At 59.7% G+C, this 18,405-nt stretch carries 10 protein-coding genes; 6 read left to right on the forward strand and 4 right to left on the reverse strand.

From position 1 onward, the window contains the following. Window positions 1–20: 20 nt before the first annotated feature. Complete coding sequence (gene cobM / locus MRY17_RS14250; protein ID WP_243352346.1) at window positions 21–770, forward strand: precorrin-4 C(11)-methyltransferase; 750 nt, start codon at window positions 21–23, stop codon at window positions 768–770. A gap of 109 nt (window positions 771–879) precedes the next feature. Here the strand turns inward: cobM and nfuA are convergent, their stop codons facing one another. After that, a complete protein-coding gene (gene nfuA / locus MRY17_RS14255) occupies window positions 880–1,464 on the reverse strand; it encodes a Fe-S biogenesis protein NfuA (RefSeq protein WP_003190728.1) in 585 nt (194 codons plus the stop codon). Between nfuA and MRY17_RS14260 the strand changes: the two genes are divergently transcribed. The 3 genes from MRY17_RS14260 to metH all read left to right on the forward strand — a co-directional run bounded on the left by MRY17_RS14260 (window position 1,463) and on the right by metH (window position 10,039). Beyond that, entirely contained in the window at window positions 1,463–1,642 is a 180-nt protein-coding gene (locus MRY17_RS14260) for a hypothetical protein (RefSeq protein ID WP_243352347.1), read from the forward strand. The two genes, nfuA and MRY17_RS14260, sit on opposite strands and share 2 nt — an antisense overlap. Before the next feature lie 36 nt (window positions 1,643–1,678). Next, a complete protein-coding gene (locus tag MRY17_RS14265) occupies window positions 1,679–6,043 on the forward strand; it encodes an SET domain-containing protein-lysine N-methyltransferase (protein WP_243352348.1) in 4,365 nt (1,454 codons plus the stop codon). A gap of 285 nt (window positions 6,044–6,328) precedes the next feature. Continuing rightward, window positions 6,329–10,039 (forward strand): methionine synthase, encoded by a 3,711-nt coding sequence (gene metH, locus MRY17_RS14270; protein WP_243352349.1) that lies wholly within the window; start codon window positions 6,329–6,331, stop codon window positions 10,037–10,039. 143 nt (window positions 10,040–10,182) lie between these two features. Here metH and MRY17_RS26430 read toward each other — a convergent pair whose 3' ends face one another. Both MRY17_RS26430 and MRY17_RS14275 read right to left on the reverse strand, forming a co-directional pair. Further along, the gene (locus MRY17_RS26430) at window positions 10,183–10,596 is read right to left on the reverse strand and encodes an NEL-type E3 ubiquitin ligase domain-containing protein (protein WP_279308330.1); all 414 of its coding nucleotides are present in this window, start codon (window positions 10,594–10,596) and stop codon (window positions 10,183–10,185) included. Beyond that, complete coding sequence (locus MRY17_RS14275) at window positions 10,593–11,525, reverse strand: NEL-type E3 ubiquitin ligase domain-containing protein (RefSeq protein ID WP_279308331.1); 933 nt, start codon at window positions 11,523–11,525, stop codon at window positions 10,593–10,595. The genes MRY17_RS26430 and MRY17_RS14275 overlap by 4 nt, the downstream gene beginning before the upstream one ends. A 475-nt stretch (window positions 11,526–12,000) precedes the next feature. On the opposite strand from MRY17_RS14275, the gene MRY17_RS14280 reads away from it, so the two are divergent. Both MRY17_RS14280 and MRY17_RS14285 read left to right on the forward strand, forming a co-directional pair. After that, entirely contained in the window at window positions 12,001–16,833 is a 4,833-nt protein-coding gene (locus MRY17_RS14280; protein ID WP_243352350.1) for a hypothetical protein, read from the forward strand. Window positions 16,834–16,894: 61 nt separating this feature from the next. After that, window positions 16,895–17,113 (forward strand): DUF2970 domain-containing protein, encoded by a 219-nt coding sequence (locus tag MRY17_RS14285; protein ID WP_181285290.1) that lies wholly within the window; start codon window positions 16,895–16,897, stop codon window positions 17,111–17,113. Here the strand turns inward: MRY17_RS14285 and MRY17_RS14290 are convergent. Beyond that, window positions 17,110–18,177 carry an ABC transporter substrate-binding protein gene (locus MRY17_RS14290; protein ID WP_243352351.1) on the reverse strand — a complete coding sequence of 356 codons (1,068 nt, stop codon included), beginning with the start codon at window positions 18,175–18,177 and terminating at the stop codon, window positions 17,110–17,112. The two genes, MRY17_RS14285 and MRY17_RS14290, sit on opposite strands and share 4 nt — an antisense overlap. Window positions 18,178–18,405 lie beyond the last annotated feature (228 nt).

An 18,405-nucleotide genomic window follows, 5' to 3' on the forward strand; every position in this document is an offset into this window, starting at 1 on the left:
CACTCCAACAGGAATCTTGCATGACCGTTTACTTCATCGGCGCAGGCCCCGGCGACCCTGAACTGATCACCGTCAAAGGCCAGCGGTTGATTCGCAGTTGCCCGGTGATCATCTATGCAGGCTCGCTGGTACCCGCCGCAGTGCTGGAAGGCCATCAGGCGCAGCAGGTAGTCAACAGCGCCCAATTGCACCTGAAACAGATCATCGAACTGATCAAGGCGGCCCATGCCAAAGGTCATGACGTCGCACGCGTGCACTCAGGCGACCCCAGCCTGTACGGCGCGATCGGCGAACAGATCCGTCACTTGCGTGAGCTGGGCATCCCATTCCAGATCATTCCGGGGGTCACGGCGGTAGCGGCGTGCGCGGCCTTACTGGAAACCGAACTGACCCTGCCGGATATCGCTCAAAGCGTGATCCTGACCCGTTACGCCGATAAAACCAACATGCCCGCCGGTGAGGATTTCGACAGCCTGGCACGACACGGCACCACAATGGCGATTCACCTGGGGGTCAGTCATCTGGAACACATCGTTGCCCAACTGCTGCCACACTACGGCGCGGACTGCCCGATTGCCGTGGTGCACAGGGCGACCTGGCCGGACCAGGACTGGGTCGTTGGCACGCTTGAGGATATTGTGGCCAAGGTTGAAGCAAAAGGTTTCCGGCGTACCGCGCTGATCCTGGTGGGCCGCGTGCTGACCAATGACAGCTTCAGCGAGTCATCGCTTTACCGGGCCGGCCATGCTCACCTCTATCGCCCCGGATAAACGCGGTCAAAATGTTCTGCGCTAGGAATATTCTGCAAATCCTTGAAGTTAAACGATAAAAAACGGCGCTCACGGGCGCCGTTTTTTATGTTCGCAGTGAACACCTTACTCAGTAGTAGGCGTTTTCTTTCTGCGTGTGGTCAGTCACGTCACGTACACCCTTGAGCTCCGGGATGCGCTCGAGCAACGTACGCTCGATGCCTTCTCGCAGGGTCACGTCCGCCTGGCCGCAGCCCTGGCAACCGCCACCGAACTTCAACACGGCGATACCGTCGTCCACTACGTCGATCAGGCTCACCTGACCACCATGGCTGGCCAGCCCCGGGTTGATCTCGGTTTGCAGGTAGTAATTGATGCGCTCGTTGACCGGGCTGTCGGCATTGACGTTCGGCACCTTGGCGTTCGGCGCCTTGATGGTCAACTGCCCCCCCATACGGTCGGTGGCGTAGTCGACTACCGCGTCGTCAAGGAAGGCTTCGCTGAAGGCGTCGATGTACGCGGTGAAACTCTTGAGTCCCAGGGCGGTGTCTTCAGGCTTCTCTTCGCCAGGCTTGCAATAGGCAATGCAAGTCTCGGCGTACTGGGTGCCGGGCTGGGTGATAAAGACGCGGATGCCGATACCCGGGGTGTTCTGCTTGGACAGCAGGTCGGCCAGGTAATCGTGGGCGGCGTCGGTAATGGTTATGGCAGTCATGGAAACTCCTCACAGGCTTGCCCGCAGTTTACGCCAAATTATTACGCAGGTACAAAGTCCGAGTATTTTTGTCGGGAAAGACCTGATCCTGCTGACCAAAGGCACTGGCGGCCCTGCCCGCTTCCTGCCACAGCCTGTACGTATTTATATAGGCCTCCTGCAAAAGCTGGCTGAATAAAGTGAATCCTCTTGAACTATGGGTTGTGAGGATTGAATGAATAACGCTTTGCAGGATTTCTATTTCAAAGGTTTGCCTGAACAGCAAGCGCATCTGGACCACCTGATTGATTTCGCGACGGCACAAAGCTCAGGCTCATTGTCCGCCGCCGAGGTTTACTACCACCCTCCAGCCGATTCCGAACTGAATCGCGAGTGCAAGGAAGCTTTCCGGGTGCTGGCAAAACTGGAAGCCGATGAGGACTTTCAGCAGTTCCTGCGGGAAAAGCCCGAACCGGATGACTCCATTCCGGGCCGGGACTTTCTCTACGACCTGCTCTCAACCCTGTTCAGCAGCGCGCGGTCACCGATACCCGACCCTCCCGAAACGTTCAACATCGCCGACCATTCGGTGATCCTGCGCCATATGCCCACTTATTGGTACATCGACGCCGACGTGTTACTGGATATCAACCGGCGCGTGGGTAACGGCCTCAAAAGCGATGGCTCGGTACGGTTTGACTTGGTGCTCAAGTACTACTCGATCATTCCGGCACTGCCCAAAACAGACGAGCAATGGAAAGCGGTTCTCTGCGGTTTGCAGGAACACCGCACCCTCAGAAAACTCGGACACGAAGGCAACCTCAGCGACCTGGAGCACCTGCTGGATGCGCCTGCCGACCAAAAGATCAAGGAGGTTATTCGCGAGATCGAAACACAAACCCGCCAATCGCTGTTCCGCCACGTATTGCCTGACACGTTTACCGCCCCACAGCAGGAGATGCTCACCACCACGCCAACCGTATTGCTTGAGCAACTGCTCAATAGCCCCGAGAACCTGGCGCTGGCCGAGCGCATCGCCCGGGCGCTGGACTGGTATGGCAGTCAAAAGGACGAAACCTGCCCCCAACCGGTGCTGGTGAAGTTGCTGTGGCGTGCACTGTGGCTGACAGTCATCCCCAACCCCGACTCGACGATAGATAACGAATTGAAGTTATTCATCACTCCGGGGGCGTCTTATAAGTCGATCCGCCAGGACTTGATCAGCCGCTATCACCACAATTTGTCGATCAGTACTGACGCGGCGCAATTGGCAGTGTGTGTCGTCAAGGCCCACGTCGCCAGTGAAGTCTGGGTAGCCGATATCCCCGATGACCTGCCCTACGCCGCCGCCAGTACCTGGGTTAACTTTCGAAGCGGTTTTGTGCTGGCCGAAGCGATTGCACCCGGCTCATCGCGCCACATGAGTTTCGAACAATTGCTCAACCTGGCGGCAGAACATTTTCGCGCCAGTGGCGATGACGTCAAACAGCAGGCACTGGTCGCTGCAGCCAAGCTGGGCCCTACCGTGCAATGGGCACAGGCCAACGGCCTGATTGCCAGCCGAACCTCGGGCCACTCCCGTGAGGAACTCACCCAAGCTGTCACCGCGCTGGAGCAGCATGAGTACGAAATGTTCAACGCGGTTCAGAACCTCGCGCTCAATCTGCCGAGTCGCTGGCGCTTTGCGTCGGATACCGAATACGCCAAAGCCTTCCATACCGCGCTTGATCTACCCAGAAACGCCTACAAGGTCCTGATCCAGTCATTGCTTGCACACCTTGGCAGCGCGACCTTGGATGTGGATCAGGACGAGATCACGGTGTACTCATTAAGAGAAGCCCTGGACAAGGTGCCTGTCGAATATGAAACCAAGCGCAAGGCCGACGCCGTTCGCTACCGAACAGGTTTCCTTCTGCGCATCGTAAAGCCCCGCAATCCTCTCAATCCCCTCTACATCGAGGTGTTCCCCCTCGCGGGCCTGATTCGTCGACGTCGCGATATCAAAACTCTGCCGCTGAACGGCAAAGTGACAGAGCTACGGGACGCCATGAGTTGGGACAAATACAGGCTGGCCACTGAAGTACCCTTCGATCGCGAGGCCTACCGCGAGAACAAAGTCCCCAGGCCTGGCAAAAAGGCCGAGTTGATCGTTGAACAAGTTGGCGAAACATTGCCTGCCATCGACTTGTTCGGCCCGCGCCTCACATCCTTCGCTCCCAGCACATTGTATGCGCCGCGCAGTGAAGCACTGGCGAGCATGATCGCCCGCGAGCTGTTTTTCTGCGACGAGCAAGCCCTGCTGGAAAAAACCCGCAAAGACACGCGAGAAGTGAACATCGGCGCAGAGGTCCTCGAAGATTTGGCGTTCTGGGGCAAGATATTCGTGCCGTTCTGGGGCGGTATCGACGACATCGCTTCCGGCGATCCCCAACGCATCAAATCCGGCGTTGCCAGCTTGTTCATCGACATTGTGGCGTTCGCTTTGCCGGTGGGGCGGTACGTGGCCGGCTCTACTCGCTTGCTTGTCCAGGCGGGCAAAACCGGGCTGCGCCTGGCGATGCCGAAACTCGCTAAACTGACGGGAAAACTGGTGATTGCCACGCTTCAGGAACTCAACCCACTGGCCGCCCTGCCCAGCCTGCCCAGCCTGCTCAGGCTGGCGCGCTTCGGCCTGCTCAAGCTGGGCCACAAACTGATGCGCCAGGCGAAACGGGGTATCGCCCAACTGCGTGATGGGAATATCGTCGCAAGGCATATGCGCTCGGTCGATCCCGACAGCTGGAAACCGCTCCAGGCGGGCGATCAATTGTTTACCGTTGACGGCTTTGCCAATATCCCGATGCGCAACGTCGGCAGCCTCGACGCGCCGGATTATCGCTTGATCGATACCGCCTCCAACAAAGCCTTCGGGCCGCGCTTTCGAGAGCCGATCACGGTCCTCAGCAACAGCAGCCCGTTGATCCGGCAGTACGCGGTCGACCCCGAATTGATCAGGGGCCTCAAGCCCGACGCGCGCGGCATCTTTTCCCGAGCGGACTACAACCAGAAGTTCATCTGCAATGTCGATGACAAGGGCAAGATCGCGGTGTACCAGGTGCGCGACAACTCCTACGGGTTCATTCAGGAGACTGCCGCCGGCGCAGACAACAGCTTTTCGATCGTATTGGTCAATCCAAAGACCAACCGGGATTTGTCGATCACGCTGTCCTCGGTGGAGCCAGGACATTGGTATTCAGTCCGGATCAAGCTCACCGGAGGCGCACCGGATATGCCCGGCGTGGTGACGCCCTCGGTGCTGTTGAAATGGACCGAAGCCAGTGAAGATGCGCTGAAAGCAACCATGTACAACTTCATCAGCACCTACAACCTGGACCCCAGCGCCTTTCGGCAATTCGTCAACAGCCGCAATACCCTGACCCCCAGGGGACGAAAGATGCTGGACCGCGCGGGAACCGCCCGTACCAGCATCACTTACGATCATATGGAGCACTGGAGCAAGGCGTCCCAGCGCGAGCGCAACAGCCTCACCCTTGAAGGCTTCGCGGCTGACCATAACCTGGACCCGCTGGTGTTTGCCGAGCATGTAAACATCGATGGCAGCTATCGAGCGCCTGGCGAGGTACTCGCCAAATACGCCAGAGGTGAGGCGTTCGACGATCTGAAGCCCGAGCACCTGCAAGAGTGGAGCAAGCACTACAACGCCACCAACTCAAGGGTTTCCATGCTCGCATTTGTCGAGCAGAACAACCTCAACCCGGTCATCTGGAGCCACTATGTCAATGACAATGGCAGCATGACCCGCGCCGGTAAAGACAGGTGGCTTTTCGGTCAAAGGAGCCCGCAGGACCAGCCGCTCTCCAGGAAACGGCCGGCGGCGCCCACAGCAGGTAGTTCAAAACGTCCGCGCATCGATGACGACACCACACCCACGCGGCGCCGATCCACCTCTATCACGGCCTCTTTTGATCACAAAATCAATAATAACGCGCCGATACTGCAGGACCCGAAGGATATCCGGCGCAGCTTGACCCTTGAGCTTGAGGGCCCGCTGCAAAACATCGAGATTACCGACGCCAATCATTTTTTTGACGAGTTCACCGGCCTGCAGCATGTCGAAGTCAAAGAGGCGGCGACCAAAAGCATTCGTGAATGGATCGCCAAGGAGGGCAGCCATCATCGCCGCCTTGATCGACTGCTGGAGGTCAAGAAACTGTCGGATGGCCCAGAGCGCGGCCTGTCAGTCGTAGCCCGAACCGATATAAAACGCTTCGATGTCCTTGGGCCGTACACCGGCAAGCTGCACCTGGATCAAGCCTCGATCAATACCGAGATACTGGAAAAGGGTGAGGCGGCCGTCGGCACGTATTTATTCCAGACCTACACTCATGGCGCGACTATCAGCGGCCACGGTAACAGCAGTACGCTGAGCCTGATCAATGCGGTCAATGTGCCGAACCTGCCCGACGTCGGCATTGAAAATGTCGGCGCACTGTATGTAGGCAAATACATGGTCTTTTTGATCGCTTGGCGAGATATCCCTGCAGGGACCGAGTTGCTGATGGACTATGGAAAAGCCTACTGGAAGTACATGAAGCCCTGACCCCCATACGATAGTCCTGATGCTTCTGCCTGAGGGGTGGCGCACCCTCAATGCCAAACCAATGGTTGAGCCTGCGATGCGTGCCCTTCTCCAACACCTCGTACCTGGCCTATGCGTCCAGCGCGATGATCCGATTCAAGGCGTGCCGCCTGAAAGTGGCGATGATTCTACCGGGCCACGACTGCCGCCAACATGAGCGATATTCATGCAGAATCCCGCATGCTCAAATCCGGCACAGGTTTGTTATCATTCATGCCCTCCGTAATGCCTGACCAGAGTAGTCCCATGTCCGATCGTAGTGTTCGTCTGCAAGCCCTTCACCACGCCCTCAAGGAACGTATCCTGATCCTGGACGGTGGGATGGGCACGATGATCCAGAGCTACAAGCTCGAGGAACAGGACTACCGTGGCAAACGTTTCGCCGACTGGCCAAGCGACGTCAAGGGCAACAATGACCTGCTGGTGCTGACACGCCCCGATGTCATTGGCGGTATCGAAAAGGCCTACCTGGACGCCGGTGCGGACATTCTCGAGACCAACACCTTCAACGCCACGCGCATCTCCATGGCCGACTACGGCATGGAAGAATTGGCTTATGAACTGAACGTCGAAGGCGCACGCCTGGCGCGTAAAGTCGCCGACGCCAAGACCCACGAAAACCCGGCCAAACCGCGTTTCGTCGCCGGTGTACTTGGCCCGACCAGCCGTACCTGCTCGCTGTCGCCGGACGTGAACAACCCCGGCTACCGCAACGTGACCTTCGATGAACTGGTGGAAAACTACACCGAGGCCACCCAGGGCCTGATCGAAGGCGGCGCCGACCTGATCCTGATCGAAACCATCTTCGACACCCTCAACGCCAAGGCTGCGATCTTCGCCGTGCAAGGCGTGTTCGAAGCCTTGGGTATCGAATTGCCGATCATGATTTCCGGCACCATCACCGATGCGTCCGGCCGCACCCTGTCGGGCCAGACCACCGAAGCGTTCTGGAACTCCGTGGCCCACGCCAAGCCGATCTCGGTGGGCTTGAACTGCGCCTTGGGCGCCAGCGAACTGCGCCCCTACCTGGAAGAGTTGTCGAACAAGGCCAACACCCATGTGTCGGCGCACCCCAACGCCGGCCTGCCCAACGAGTTCGGTGAGTACGACGAACTGCCATCGGAAACGGCCAAGGTTATCGAGGAGTTCGCCCAGAGCGGCTTCCTGAATATCGTCGGCGGCTGCTGCGGCACCACGCCGGGGCATATCGAAGCCATCGCCAAGGCCGTGGCCGGCTATGCGCCGCGCCCGATCCCGGACATTCCCAAAGCCTGCCGACTGTCCGGCCTGGAGCCGTTCACCATTGATCGCAGCTCGTTGTTCGTCAACGTCGGCGAGCGCACCAACATCACCGGCTCAGCCAAATTCGCCCGGCTGATCCGTGAAGACAACTACACCGAAGCCCTCGAAGTCGCCCTGCAGCAGGTGGAAGCCGGCGCCCAGGTAATCGACATCAACATGGACGAGGGCATGCTCGATTCGAAGAAGGCCATGGTGACCTTCCTCAATCTGATCGCCGGCGAACCGGACATCTCCCGCGTACCGATCATGATTGACTCCTCCAAGTGGGAAGTGATCGAAGCCGGCCTCAAGTGCATCCAGGGCAAGGGCATCGTCAACTCCATCAGCATGAAGGAAGGCGTGGAGCAGTTCATTCATCACGCCAAGCTATGCAAGCGCTACGGCGCGGCCGTGGTGGTGATGGCCTTCGACGAAGCCGGTCAGGCCGACACCGAAGCGCGCAAGAAAGAAATCTGCAAACGCTCCTACGACATCCTGGTCAATGAAGTTGGCTTCCCACCGGAAGACATCATCTTCGACCCGAACATCTTCGCGGTCGCCACCGGTATCGAGGAACATAACAATTACGCCGTCGACTTCATCAACGCCTGTGCCTATATCCGTGACGAGCTGCCGTACGCGCTGACTTCCGGTGGCGTGTCCAACGTGTCGTTCTCCTTCCGTGGCAATAACCCGGTGCGCGAGGCGATTCACTCGGTGTTCCTGCTGTACGCGATCCGCAACGGCCTGACCATGGGTATCGTCAACGCCGGCCAGCTGGAGATCTACGACCAGATCCCGGCCGAGCTGCGCGATGCGGTGGAAGACGTGGTGCTCAACCGTACCCCGGACGGCACCGACGCCCTGCTGGCGATTGCCGACAAGTACAAGGGCGACGGCAGCGTCAAGGAAGCCGAGACCGAAGAATGGCGCGGCTGGCCGGTGAACAAGCGGCTGGAACACGCGCTGGTCAAGGGCATCACTACCCATATTGTCGAAGACACCGAGGAATCGCGCCTGTCGTTCGCGCGCCCGATCGAAGTGATCGAAGGCCCGCTGATGTCCGGCATGAACATCGTCGGCGACCTGTTTGGCGCCGGCAAGATGTTCCTGCCCCAGGTGGTCAAGTCCGCCCGCGTGATGAAGCAGGCGGTGGCGCACCTGATCCCGTTCATCGAGCTGGAAAAAGGCGACAAGCCCGAAGCCAAGGGCAAGATTCTGATGGCCACGGTCAAGGGCGACGTGCATGACATCGGCAAGAACATTGTCGGCGTGGTGCTGGGTTGCAACGGCTATGACATCGTCGACCTGGGCGTGATGGTGCCTGCGGAGAAAATCCTGCAGGTGGCCAAGGAACAGAAATGCGACATCATTGGCCTGTCCGGCCTGATCACGCCGTCCCTGGACGAAATGGTGCACGTGGCCCGCGAGATGCAGCGCCAGGATTTCCACCTGCCGCTGATGATTGGTGGCGCTACCACCTCCAAGGCGCACACGGCGGTGAAGATCGAGCCCAAGTACAGCAATGATGCGGTGATCTACGTCACCGACGCCTCCCGCGCCGTGGGCGTGGCCACGCAGTTGCTGTCCAAGGAACTGAAGGCCGGTTTCGTCGAGAAGACCCGCCTGGAATACATCGACGTGCGTGAGCGTACCTCCAACCGCAGCGCCCGCACCGAGCGCTTGAGCTACGCGGCGGCCATCGCCAAAAAGCCGCAGTTTGACTGGAGCGGCTACACGCCAGTGGTGCCGACCTTTACCGGCGCCAAGGTGCTGGACAATATCGACCTCAACGTCTTGGCCGAGTACATCGACTGGACACCGTTCTTTATCTCCTGGGACCTGGCCGGCAAATTCCCGCGCATCCTCACCGACGAAGTGGTGGGTGAAGCCGCCACCGCGCTGTATGCCGATGCCCGGGAAATGCTCAGGAAACTGATCGACGAAAAACTCATCAGCGCCCGCGCGGTGTTCGGTTTCTGGCCGACCAACCAGGTGCAGGATGATGACCTGGAGGTCTATGGCGACGACGGCCAGCCGATTGCCCGGTTGCATCACCTGCGCCAGCAGATCATCAAGACCGACGGCAAACCGAACTTCTCCCTGGCCGACTTCGTGGCGCCCAAGGACAGCGGCGTGACCGACTACATCGGGGGGTTCATCACCACCGCCGGCATCGGCGCCGAAGAAGTGGCCAAGGCCTATCAGGACGCGGGCGACGACTACAACTCGATCATGGTCAAGGCCCTGGCCGACCGCCTGGCCGAGGCCTGCGCCGAATGGCTGCACCAGCAAGTGCGCAAGAATTACTGGGGTTACGCCAGGGACGAGCAATTGGACAACGAGGCGCTGATCAAGGAGCAATACCGCGGCATCCGCCCTGCCCCCGGTTACCCGGCGTGCCCGGACCACACCGAGAAGGCCCAGCTGTTCCAACTGCTGGACCCCGAGGCCCGCGAAATGCAGGCCGGGCGCAGCGGTGTGTTCCTTACCGAGCACTATGCGATGTTCCCAGCGGCGGCGGTCAGTGGCTGGTACTTCGCCCACCCACAGGCGCAGTACTTTGCCGTGGGCAAGGTCGACAAGGACCAGGTCACCAGCTACACCGCACGCAAAGGCCAGGACCTGGCCGTGACCGAACGCTGGCTGGCGCCGAACCTGGGTTACGACAACTAAAAAGGCTTATTGTAGGAGCGAGCTTGCTCGCGAAAAACTGACAGGCGCCGCGCTCATTCAGCAGGCACGCGTGATCGTTGACGTTTTTCGCGAGCAAGCTCGCTCCTACAGCTGGCTTTCGCGAGCAAGCCCCACATTAGTCCTCAGCGGATGCTGGCCAGGCGTTGCATCTCCATGCGCGACAGCTGCATCAACTTGAGGTTACGCGCGGTCGCCCGTTCGATCTGCAATTGGTTTAGCGCTTCTTCGTAACGACGCAGGCTCTGGGCATCGCCGCGCTCGGCATGGTCGTCTTCCAGCGCTTCATATCGTCGCGCAAATTCCTGGTTAAGCGCATCTAACTGCTCGGGGTAGCGCTCGTTCAGGTAACGAACCCAATGATCCTGGGCGATCAGGTACTCAACGAACTCGTCGGTGCTTTCAAGGGCGCTGATATTCGCCTGGATCTGCGCTCGCTGGGCGCCCTCGATCGGGCGACCAAACGCCATGTATTCCGGTTGCCCAGGCAGCTCCAACCCATCGGGCCAGCCACGGGTCAAGCCAATGCGATACCTCAAGCGTCCTCGGCCCGGTCCAGGCCTGTGGCCGACGCTTCGGCCCATTGATCGACCCGGTCGAGCCGGAACAACTGCCACGATAAATCCAGCAGCGCTCGCCCTCTCAGATCAGGCCTTTGCAGCGGGATGCCGTGCAAGGCCCGATGTTCGAATACACGCACTTCCATTTGACTGAAGGTAAGGATGCGCCCATCGATACATGTGCCGTGGGTTTCAGCCTCGGCGAACAACAGGCTGCGCAACTCCGCGTTTGCGGTGGCGGCCTCGATCACATCCCACACCCGCTGCGTGAGGCTGGCTCGGTTGAAGTTGAACTCCGAGGTCAGGCGCAGGCTCGACATCAACCAGAAGAAACGCTCGTGGTCAGGGGCTTGTGCCAGTTGGTCCCACAACGCCGTGCGTGGTGCTATCTGCCCAGGGGTGGAACCCTCCAGCCAGGGCTCCAGCGATGCCGGGGCAACAATGTGCTGCGGCTCGGGCAGCGCCTCCACAGGCTCGACGTCCGCCCCCTGATCGTCGTCGGAATCACCGTCCGAGTCGTCGTCCGAATCGGGATCGGAACCAGAATCCGAGTCGCTGTCGGATCCGGCCTGGAAGCGTTGATGCCAGGCGTCAAGCTCTGCCCGGCGAACCCCCATTAACGTTGTCAGTCGGTGCGTATTGGCGTACTGGTACAGCTCCTCTCGAGTAGCAGGCGTCAAGGTAGGGTTGCCCGACAAATCGGTGCCTGCCACCAAAGCATCATGGGCACCACTGAGCAGGCCGGGCGGCAAGTGGGTCAACACGTTGCCACTCAAGTCCAAGCGGGTCAGGTGTGGGGCGGCCAAGACCCCCTCAGGCCATGTGGAAAGGCTGTTGTAGCTCAAGTCCAATGTCTCAAGGCGACTGAACGCGCTTGCATCGAAAGCTTCCAGGTCGTTGTGGCTCATGTCCAGCCAGCGCAAGCGTTCGGCGCTCGCCTGGGTTGGCAGGGAGGGCGTCTGCGTGAACAGGTTGGTGGCCAGTTCCAGCCGTTCAAGTTGCTGGCCGCCGCTTGCTCATCGTTCAGGCTGGCGTTAAGGCGACGAAGCTGTACGACGAGACTGGCAGGTTTGTCCTCCACCTCCCACCAAGGCAATAAATACCGAGATAACGACGCGGCGGTTTCCGCCGGCGGAAATACCCCAGGGCTCTTGAGCCAAGGCAAGAAGGTTGGGTTGCATCAGCCATCGTGTCACTCCTTTGAAATGGAGTGTCAGCACATCACGCGGGCCGTCCCCTCAAGAGGTGCATATGTCGCGCGGGCGGGGTCACGCAGTAGCGGCGGTATCCCTATACCGTCCGCAACGTGACGGAATTGGATTTGCTAGCGCTGGTCGGCCCGTAGAGCCGCCCCCTTGAATCAATACAGACAAAGGACTTCGCATGCCCAACCCAACCCCCTCGCCCTTCACAGCCCTTGAGCAACTGCCCGCCCAGGCGGTCCATGCCCGCTTCGCCACGCGCCCGGCCCTGTATTCGGTGGTGTTCAATGCCCTGCGCAAGCGCATTCTGGAACACTACCCCACGCTGCAACTGGACCTGCGCGCGGTCAAGCTGGCCACCCCTCACCCCGAGGGGCACTACACCTACCCCTCGTTGATGGAAGTGGCGATAGCCCATGCATTGAACCCGCAACCGCTGGACCTGCACCCACAACGCGAACTGCCTTACTACCTGACCCAGCAAGCCCCCAAGATCCTCAAGCCACAGGCGCCGGCACTGATCGACATGCAGGTCATCGCACGCATCCTTGATGACCTGCCCGAGTCGCTGTTCCTGCACTGGCAGCATGACCTGGCGGACTATTGGAGTGAAACCGACAGCCATGGCAGCAGCCGCTGGCAATGGTTGGCCGAGTTTCTCAACGGCCAAATGACTGCGGCAGCAGCGCGCCAATCCACCTTGAATCAAACCCAACGTGACATGCTGACGGTTGTCGCCGCCTGGCCGGTATTGCAGGAGCGCCTGCCCCGTTCTACCCCCGCCACCTATGTCTTCTTCATCGAAAACACCTTCCACAGCGCCGGCAAAGAAGCGCGCCTGCTGACGCCCGACCTGCTTCTGGTGCGCGATAAACAGGTGCTGGCGTGCAGCGTGGCGGGGAATATCGAAGCCTTTGACTCCATCGATACCTTCGGCGAAGCCTGGGCGACGAGGATGCGCGAGCGCTTTGCGTTCGATAGCCTGACCTGGCGGCGCAACGAACCGAACGGTAACGTCTTCGAACAACAAGCCGGCTTGATCCTCAACCAACAATTGGAAGACCTCGCGACGCTGACGTTCCAGGGGCAAGAGGAAACCGCCCTGGGCAGGCGCCTGGAAACCCTCACCGACCCGGCGATTTTCTTTACCCAGGTGCCGAGCCCTGCCGTTGCACTGCTGCGAAAAGTACGCGACCAATTGCCGGACTGGCTCAACCAGGCCGACAGCGCCGATCGCTTTGCCTACCACCGCCACCTGCAGGATATGGCGCAGGTGCTGCAACTCAACCAGGGTGGTTCGTTCAACGAAGGCATTGAGGACCTCCACAGCTTCAGCCGCGCCGCCTTGCGCGCACAGATGCAGACTGACCACGGCGACTATGATCCTGACGAGGTGGTGCTGGACTTCACGATGGGTGCCGGCTATCCAGGCGGCGCCGGGATCATCAGCCATGTGCGCATGTCGCTGACGGAACTGGCTGTCAAGAACCTCGCTGGCAAGCCAAGCGGTACGCTGACCGTCAGCGCCAAAGGCACAAGCGCCTTGCCAAACTGGCTCACCGAGGACTATTTGCTGGGCACCACGGGTTTGATTCAGCGTGTCGATATCGGCACCGCCTATCCGCAAAAGATCAAGGATACGCTGCTGTCCGACACCGTGGATGCCCGACGGCGCGAAGCGCTGTTTACCCGTGAGCTGAAGGTCAAATTGCCGATGCAGGCGCTTGAATACAAGATCCGCCAACAGCACGGCATCAGTATCACGGGCTATCGCTATGTGAAAGCGTTGATGGAGCCAACCCCATTGGATCGCTTTGTTGACGGCCAAGAGATCGTCCTGCGCCCTCTGGCCCTGTGCCGCAAGGCCGGCGCGACGCCTGATGAAGTCAGCAACGCGTTTATCATCGAACCGCGTGATGCCAGTATTGGCCCGCATCTGTTGTATCAGCCACTGTATGCCGACGCGCTGCATGAGTTCCCCACCCGCCAGGCGCTGCTGAAGGCCCTGTCCAGCCCGGGCGCCTTGCAAGACAGCGTGTTGATCTGGCTGAGCGACAAGGCCCGCCCGATCTACGATAACGGTGGCATCCGCGAACCTCACCTGATTCGTTTCCTGCCTGGAGACGAGTTCAACGTGCCTGAAAAACCCGAGCCCGCCACCCTGGCCGTCGATGAGGGTGCGGGTGAATGGTTGCAGTCGCAGGTCAACGGGCAATTGCTCAATCACCTGTTCGGCAGCACGGCGCGAGCCCTGGTAGACCTGGCAGACCGCGAGTCGGTGTCCAACAGCGAAAGCCGCTGGGCCATTGTGATGCAAGGCGCCTGGTTGCTGTTCAACACCCTGTTGCTGCCACTGGTAAGGGGCCCGGCGATGCTGGTGGGTTGGTTCATGGTGCTGGTCAGCAGCCTGGCCCAGGACTTGGCGGGCCTGGACAGCGACGACCCGACCACCCGCGAGCTGGCGCTGATTGATCTTTTGCTCAACACCGCGATGGTGCTGTTGCACGCCGCCTCGCCCTCGGCGCGGCCATTGGCGAAACCTGGCGCACAGGAGCATGCGCTGCACCTGGAAACCTGGCGGCGCACTGCCGGCCTACCTCACGCGCCGGGCACCGCGGTGGTGCGTGATGGTCCGGTCGCATTGCCCGGCGAGCCCCCGGCTACCGGCCATACCGCCCTGGATTTCAGCCGCTCGCTCGCCAGCCCCACAGCCAGTGCGAAGTTACTCAAGGCGCTCGTCGACGTGCATGTACCCTGGCCCGACAGCCTACCGGCTGCGCAGCCAAGCGGTGCGCTCAAGGGGCTTTTCCGCATCAACGAGACCTGGCATGCCAGCGTCGGCGGGTTGCTGTTCCAGGTAAGCGTAGTGCCGGGGTTCAACGAGGTCTACCTGGTGCATCCACAGCACCCGCAACGCCCAGGCTTTCGGTTGATCAGCGATGGCCAGGGGCATTGGCGGCTCGACCGGCATGCCAGGCTGGAAGGGGGTATGCCCAGGGAACGGTTGAGTGATTGGCAAAAAAAACGCAAGGAAAAACTGGAGGAACTGAGCTCAGGATTGGAGGCCCTCAGCATCGAGGCAGGTGCACTGACGCCCCAGGCGCAACAGCTTAACGATGCAGTGAAACACGCCAAGGCCCAACTCATCGAACACAAGCAAGCCTTGCGAGCTGACTGGGAAAGGCTCGACAGCCCTGCATTACTTCCCGCCCTGCGCCCCAGAATCGTTGAGCGTCATGAACAAAGACAACGTTCGGCAGCACGTGCTGCAATTGCTTGGAACATCGCCGTCGACAATTATCATGAAAACACGCAAGAGTATCTTTTGACGCAGGAAAATTCCTTGGCAGTGGCCCGAGAACTGCTGGAACTGGACCGGACGCAGGCTCAATACAAACAGGCACGAGATATCGCGACCGAGAACATTTACGACCACTTATTATTTTCATATTCAACGCTGTATCAGAAGATTCAAAACACGTTGCAAACCGGGCGCGGCGAAAGCCTTGCCGAGCTACTGCTAAGGGTCGACACAGAACTGCCCAACCACGTCACGGACGCCTATGAGCAGTTCATCAGCGGTGCAACACAGCGGCTGAAACTGCTCAAGGAAATGGTCAAGGTTGCAGAAAAAACGGAGGCCATTTTGCAACAGGCCAGCCCGACAATGCGGGATAAGCTCTCAAGCAAAATCACCTCCAAAAACACGATTTCTTCGCGTGTTATAGAGCAGCATCTGTTGTTGGCGTTTGTTGAGTTGATCATCGACCGCACCCGCGACACCGATAGCCCGAAGGAGCACCCTTTCCTTGAAGTGCTCACCGATCGCCGAGCGACCGCTTCCATACTCACTCATACCGACGTGCTCGCCACCAGCGGTTACTCACCGGCCGAACAAATGGATGTACTCAGGGATGCACTCCAGCAGTACGGTCGTCTGGAAAACGCCGTTAATGCGTTATCTGAAATGGGTTCCGAGCTTGTGCGAGAAGAATATAGAACCTCGTTCCTGGAGCAGTTCAGCCTGGCCCGCACTGCGCTGGAGGCGCAACTGGCCGAGTTGATCCTGTCTGAAGAGGGCTTTGTCCCCAGGCGCCCCGCCAATCGCGCCGCCCGGCAAAGACCCGCCAGCCGCCGAGTCATCAGAACCCGCAACCAGGAAACGCTTGTGGGTGACCTGCGCCCGAGCGAGCCTGGTGTCGAAGGCAGTTTCGTTGACATCAAGAACCCCCTCACCGGGCAAACCGTCGCCACTTATCATGAACACCCCAATGAAGGTGTCTGGAACATCGTGGAACCTGCGCGGCCTCCGCAGCCCACTGTGTCTGCAGTGCGCACGTTGAGGATGATCAAGGCGCAGGGGCAAACCGTCAGGGACGAACGCACGGGTATCGATGCAAGCATTCGCTTCCAACAGCGCAAGCTTGAGGATCCCAGCCGACGCGACGTACTCGACCCACATGAGTGGGATGTGATGCTGAGCCAGCATGCAGCAAAGTTTCAAGCCCTTGCCGAGGAACTCATGCGTGATCACAAGGCCAATGGCGAGGGTATGACACTGCGCAATGCTTATCTGGCCGAGGCCAACGCCGCGACGCAGCAAGCCCGCAAAGTGTGCGCAGAAGGGTATAAGCTGCAGCGCCCCAATGCGTCCAATGTCGCCTATCTATGGCGTCATGGCTTTGTCGATATCAACCTGGAACGCAGCCGTGTCAATTTGAAGGCCGGTGACTTTTTGACGGAGTATGCCATCCGCGACAAAAACCGGATCAATGCGGGCCAACGGGGCGAAGAAACTGTGTTGTGGTACGCCCACTTCCACTACCCCGCCGCCGATACCCCGCCCTCCACACCTGCATTCGGCCATTTGAAAACCATCGCCGAGCGCCGGTTTACCCGCAGAGAACTGATCGAACAGGCACGCGCCGACAACCGCGCGGTGGTGAACCTGGAAAAAGCCGAAATCAGGCCGCCGCTGGACCAGGAGCTGTTTCTGGGGCTGGAGGTACTGTGACATGAGCAGACGCCGTCGGGTTGTCTATGCTCTCTAGGAACACCTTGCAGACGAGGGCTGTATGGACGAGCCTACTGACAACAAACCACCTACCTTCTGGCAGATGCTGCACAGCGTCATGGCAGCGGCTTTTGGTGTACAGAGTGGCAAGAACCGCGCCCGCGACTTCACCCACGGCAAGCCCAGCCACTTTGTGCTGCTGGGCATCCTGTTCACCGCGGTGTTTGCCTTGACCCTGTTTGGCATCGTCAAGCTGGTGCTGCACCTGGCCGGGGTTTAACGCAGCAACAGTTGCAGGCTGAATGGGTAACGGTAGGACGCGGGCTTGCCCACCGCTGACAATGCGCGAAAATCCACCGATGGCAGGGGGCCCGATAGCCGGCGTGCCTGGGCGGCGTCGATCAACTGGAACAACGCTTGCTGGCGGTTGCGACCGCCACGGGCGCCGATATCGACCCCCTTGGCCTCATCATGGATCAACACCATTGCCCAGCCACCCAGGGTGAAATGCCCCACCACCAGGGTACTCAGGCGCCCATCAAGGCGTGCCGCGAGAATCTGCGGTGAGCTGTTGGCGGCACTGAACGACACGTCTTCGCCGGGGACGCGGCCACTGTCTTGCAGGGCCTGCATGGCACCCAGCGCCATTTCATCATTGGCCGACCAGACCAGCGCGGTCTGCGGGTAGCGTTTGAACAGTTGGCTGGCCTGCTCGAAGGCGCGCTGGCGGCTCCACTCACCGTAGACCAACTGGCGCAGCCGCACTTCGAGGTGCTCGGCCAGGGCACGCTGCATGCCCTGCACGTGCAACTGCGCGACCGGCGTGGTCCTGGCGCCGGAAAATGCCAGCAGATCAAGGGTTGCACCTGGGGCGACCGGCCCATGCTGGCGCAACAAGTCGGTGAGCATCAGGTACCCCGCCTGCTCGTCGTCGGCCACCATCGTGCCGATCAAGCCGGTGTTGTTGTAGGCGTCCAGTAGCTGCAACTGGTCGGGCGTCAGCGCGCTGCTGACGATCAGTAACTTCACCCCGCTGCCCTGGGCCAGGCGCATGATTTGCGGGCCGATATACTGTTCATTGACCAGCACCAGGTAATCGGGCCGCTCACTACCCTGCAGTGCCTCCCGCGCATGGGCCAAGGTGACTTGGTTGTCGCGCTCGGAATAGCGCACACGCAAATCCAGGCCGAGGTCCTTGGCACCGGCCTGCATGAACTGCGCGTAACTGACCCAGAAGGTTTCCGAAGACCGGCCAGGGTTGAGAAACACCACCGACGCAGCCTGGCCGATTGCCCCGTACGCCGACCCCAGCAACCACACACACGCCATCAGCACCTTCAACATGGTTGCCTGAACCTTGGATATAGAACGCCATGCTAGTGGCAATTAGATATTCAATCGAGACTCAATCAACCTGCTGCTTTACTGGTGGCTGACCCAGAACACGGCGGTTCCCACCACCAGGATGATCAAAAATAAAATGGCCCAGGCATCCACGGTACTGTCGGGTTTACGGGCTTTGGTGGAATTGCTCATCGCATCGCCTCTTGTCGGTTTTATAGGTGACTGCAC

The organism is Pseudomonas orientalis, assembly GCF_022807995.1.
GTDB lineage: Bacteria > Pseudomonadota > Gammaproteobacteria > Pseudomonadales > Pseudomonadaceae > Aquipseudomonas > Aquipseudomonas orientalis_B.

Bases quoted from the DNA above. Each gene is read 5' to 3' on its own strand.
- cobM (WP_243352346.1), top strand. From the start codon at position 21: ATGACCGTTTACTTCATCGGCGCAGGCCCCGGCGACCCTGAACTGATC.
- nfuA (WP_003190728.1), bottom strand. From the start codon at position 1,464: ATGACTGCCATAACCATTACCGACGCCGCCCACGATTACCTGGCCGAC.
- MRY17_RS14280 (WP_243352350.1), top strand. From the start codon at position 12,001: ATGCCCAACCCAACCCCCTCGCCCTTCACAGCCCTTGAGCAACTGCCC.
- MRY17_RS14265 (WP_243352348.1), top strand. From the start codon at position 1,679: ATGAATAACGCTTTGCAGGATTTCTATTTCAAAGGTTTGCCTGAACAG.
- MRY17_RS14260 (WP_243352347.1), top strand. From the start codon at position 1,463: ATGGAAACTCCTCACAGGCTTGCCCGCAGTTTACGCCAAATTATTACG.
- MRY17_RS14285 (WP_181285290.1), top strand. From the start codon at position 16,895: ATGGACGAGCCTACTGACAACAAACCACCTACCTTCTGGCAGATGCTG.
- MRY17_RS14290 (WP_243352351.1), bottom strand. From the start codon at position 18,177: ATGTTGAAGGTGCTGATGGCGTGTGTGTGGTTGCTGGGGTCGGCGTAC.
- MRY17_RS14275 (WP_279308331.1), bottom strand. From the start codon at position 11,525: ATGAGCCACAACGACCTGGAAGCTTTCGATGCAAGCGCGTTCAGTCGC.
- metH (WP_243352349.1), top strand. From the start codon at position 6,329: ATGTCCGATCGTAGTGTTCGTCTGCAAGCCCTTCACCACGCCCTCAAG.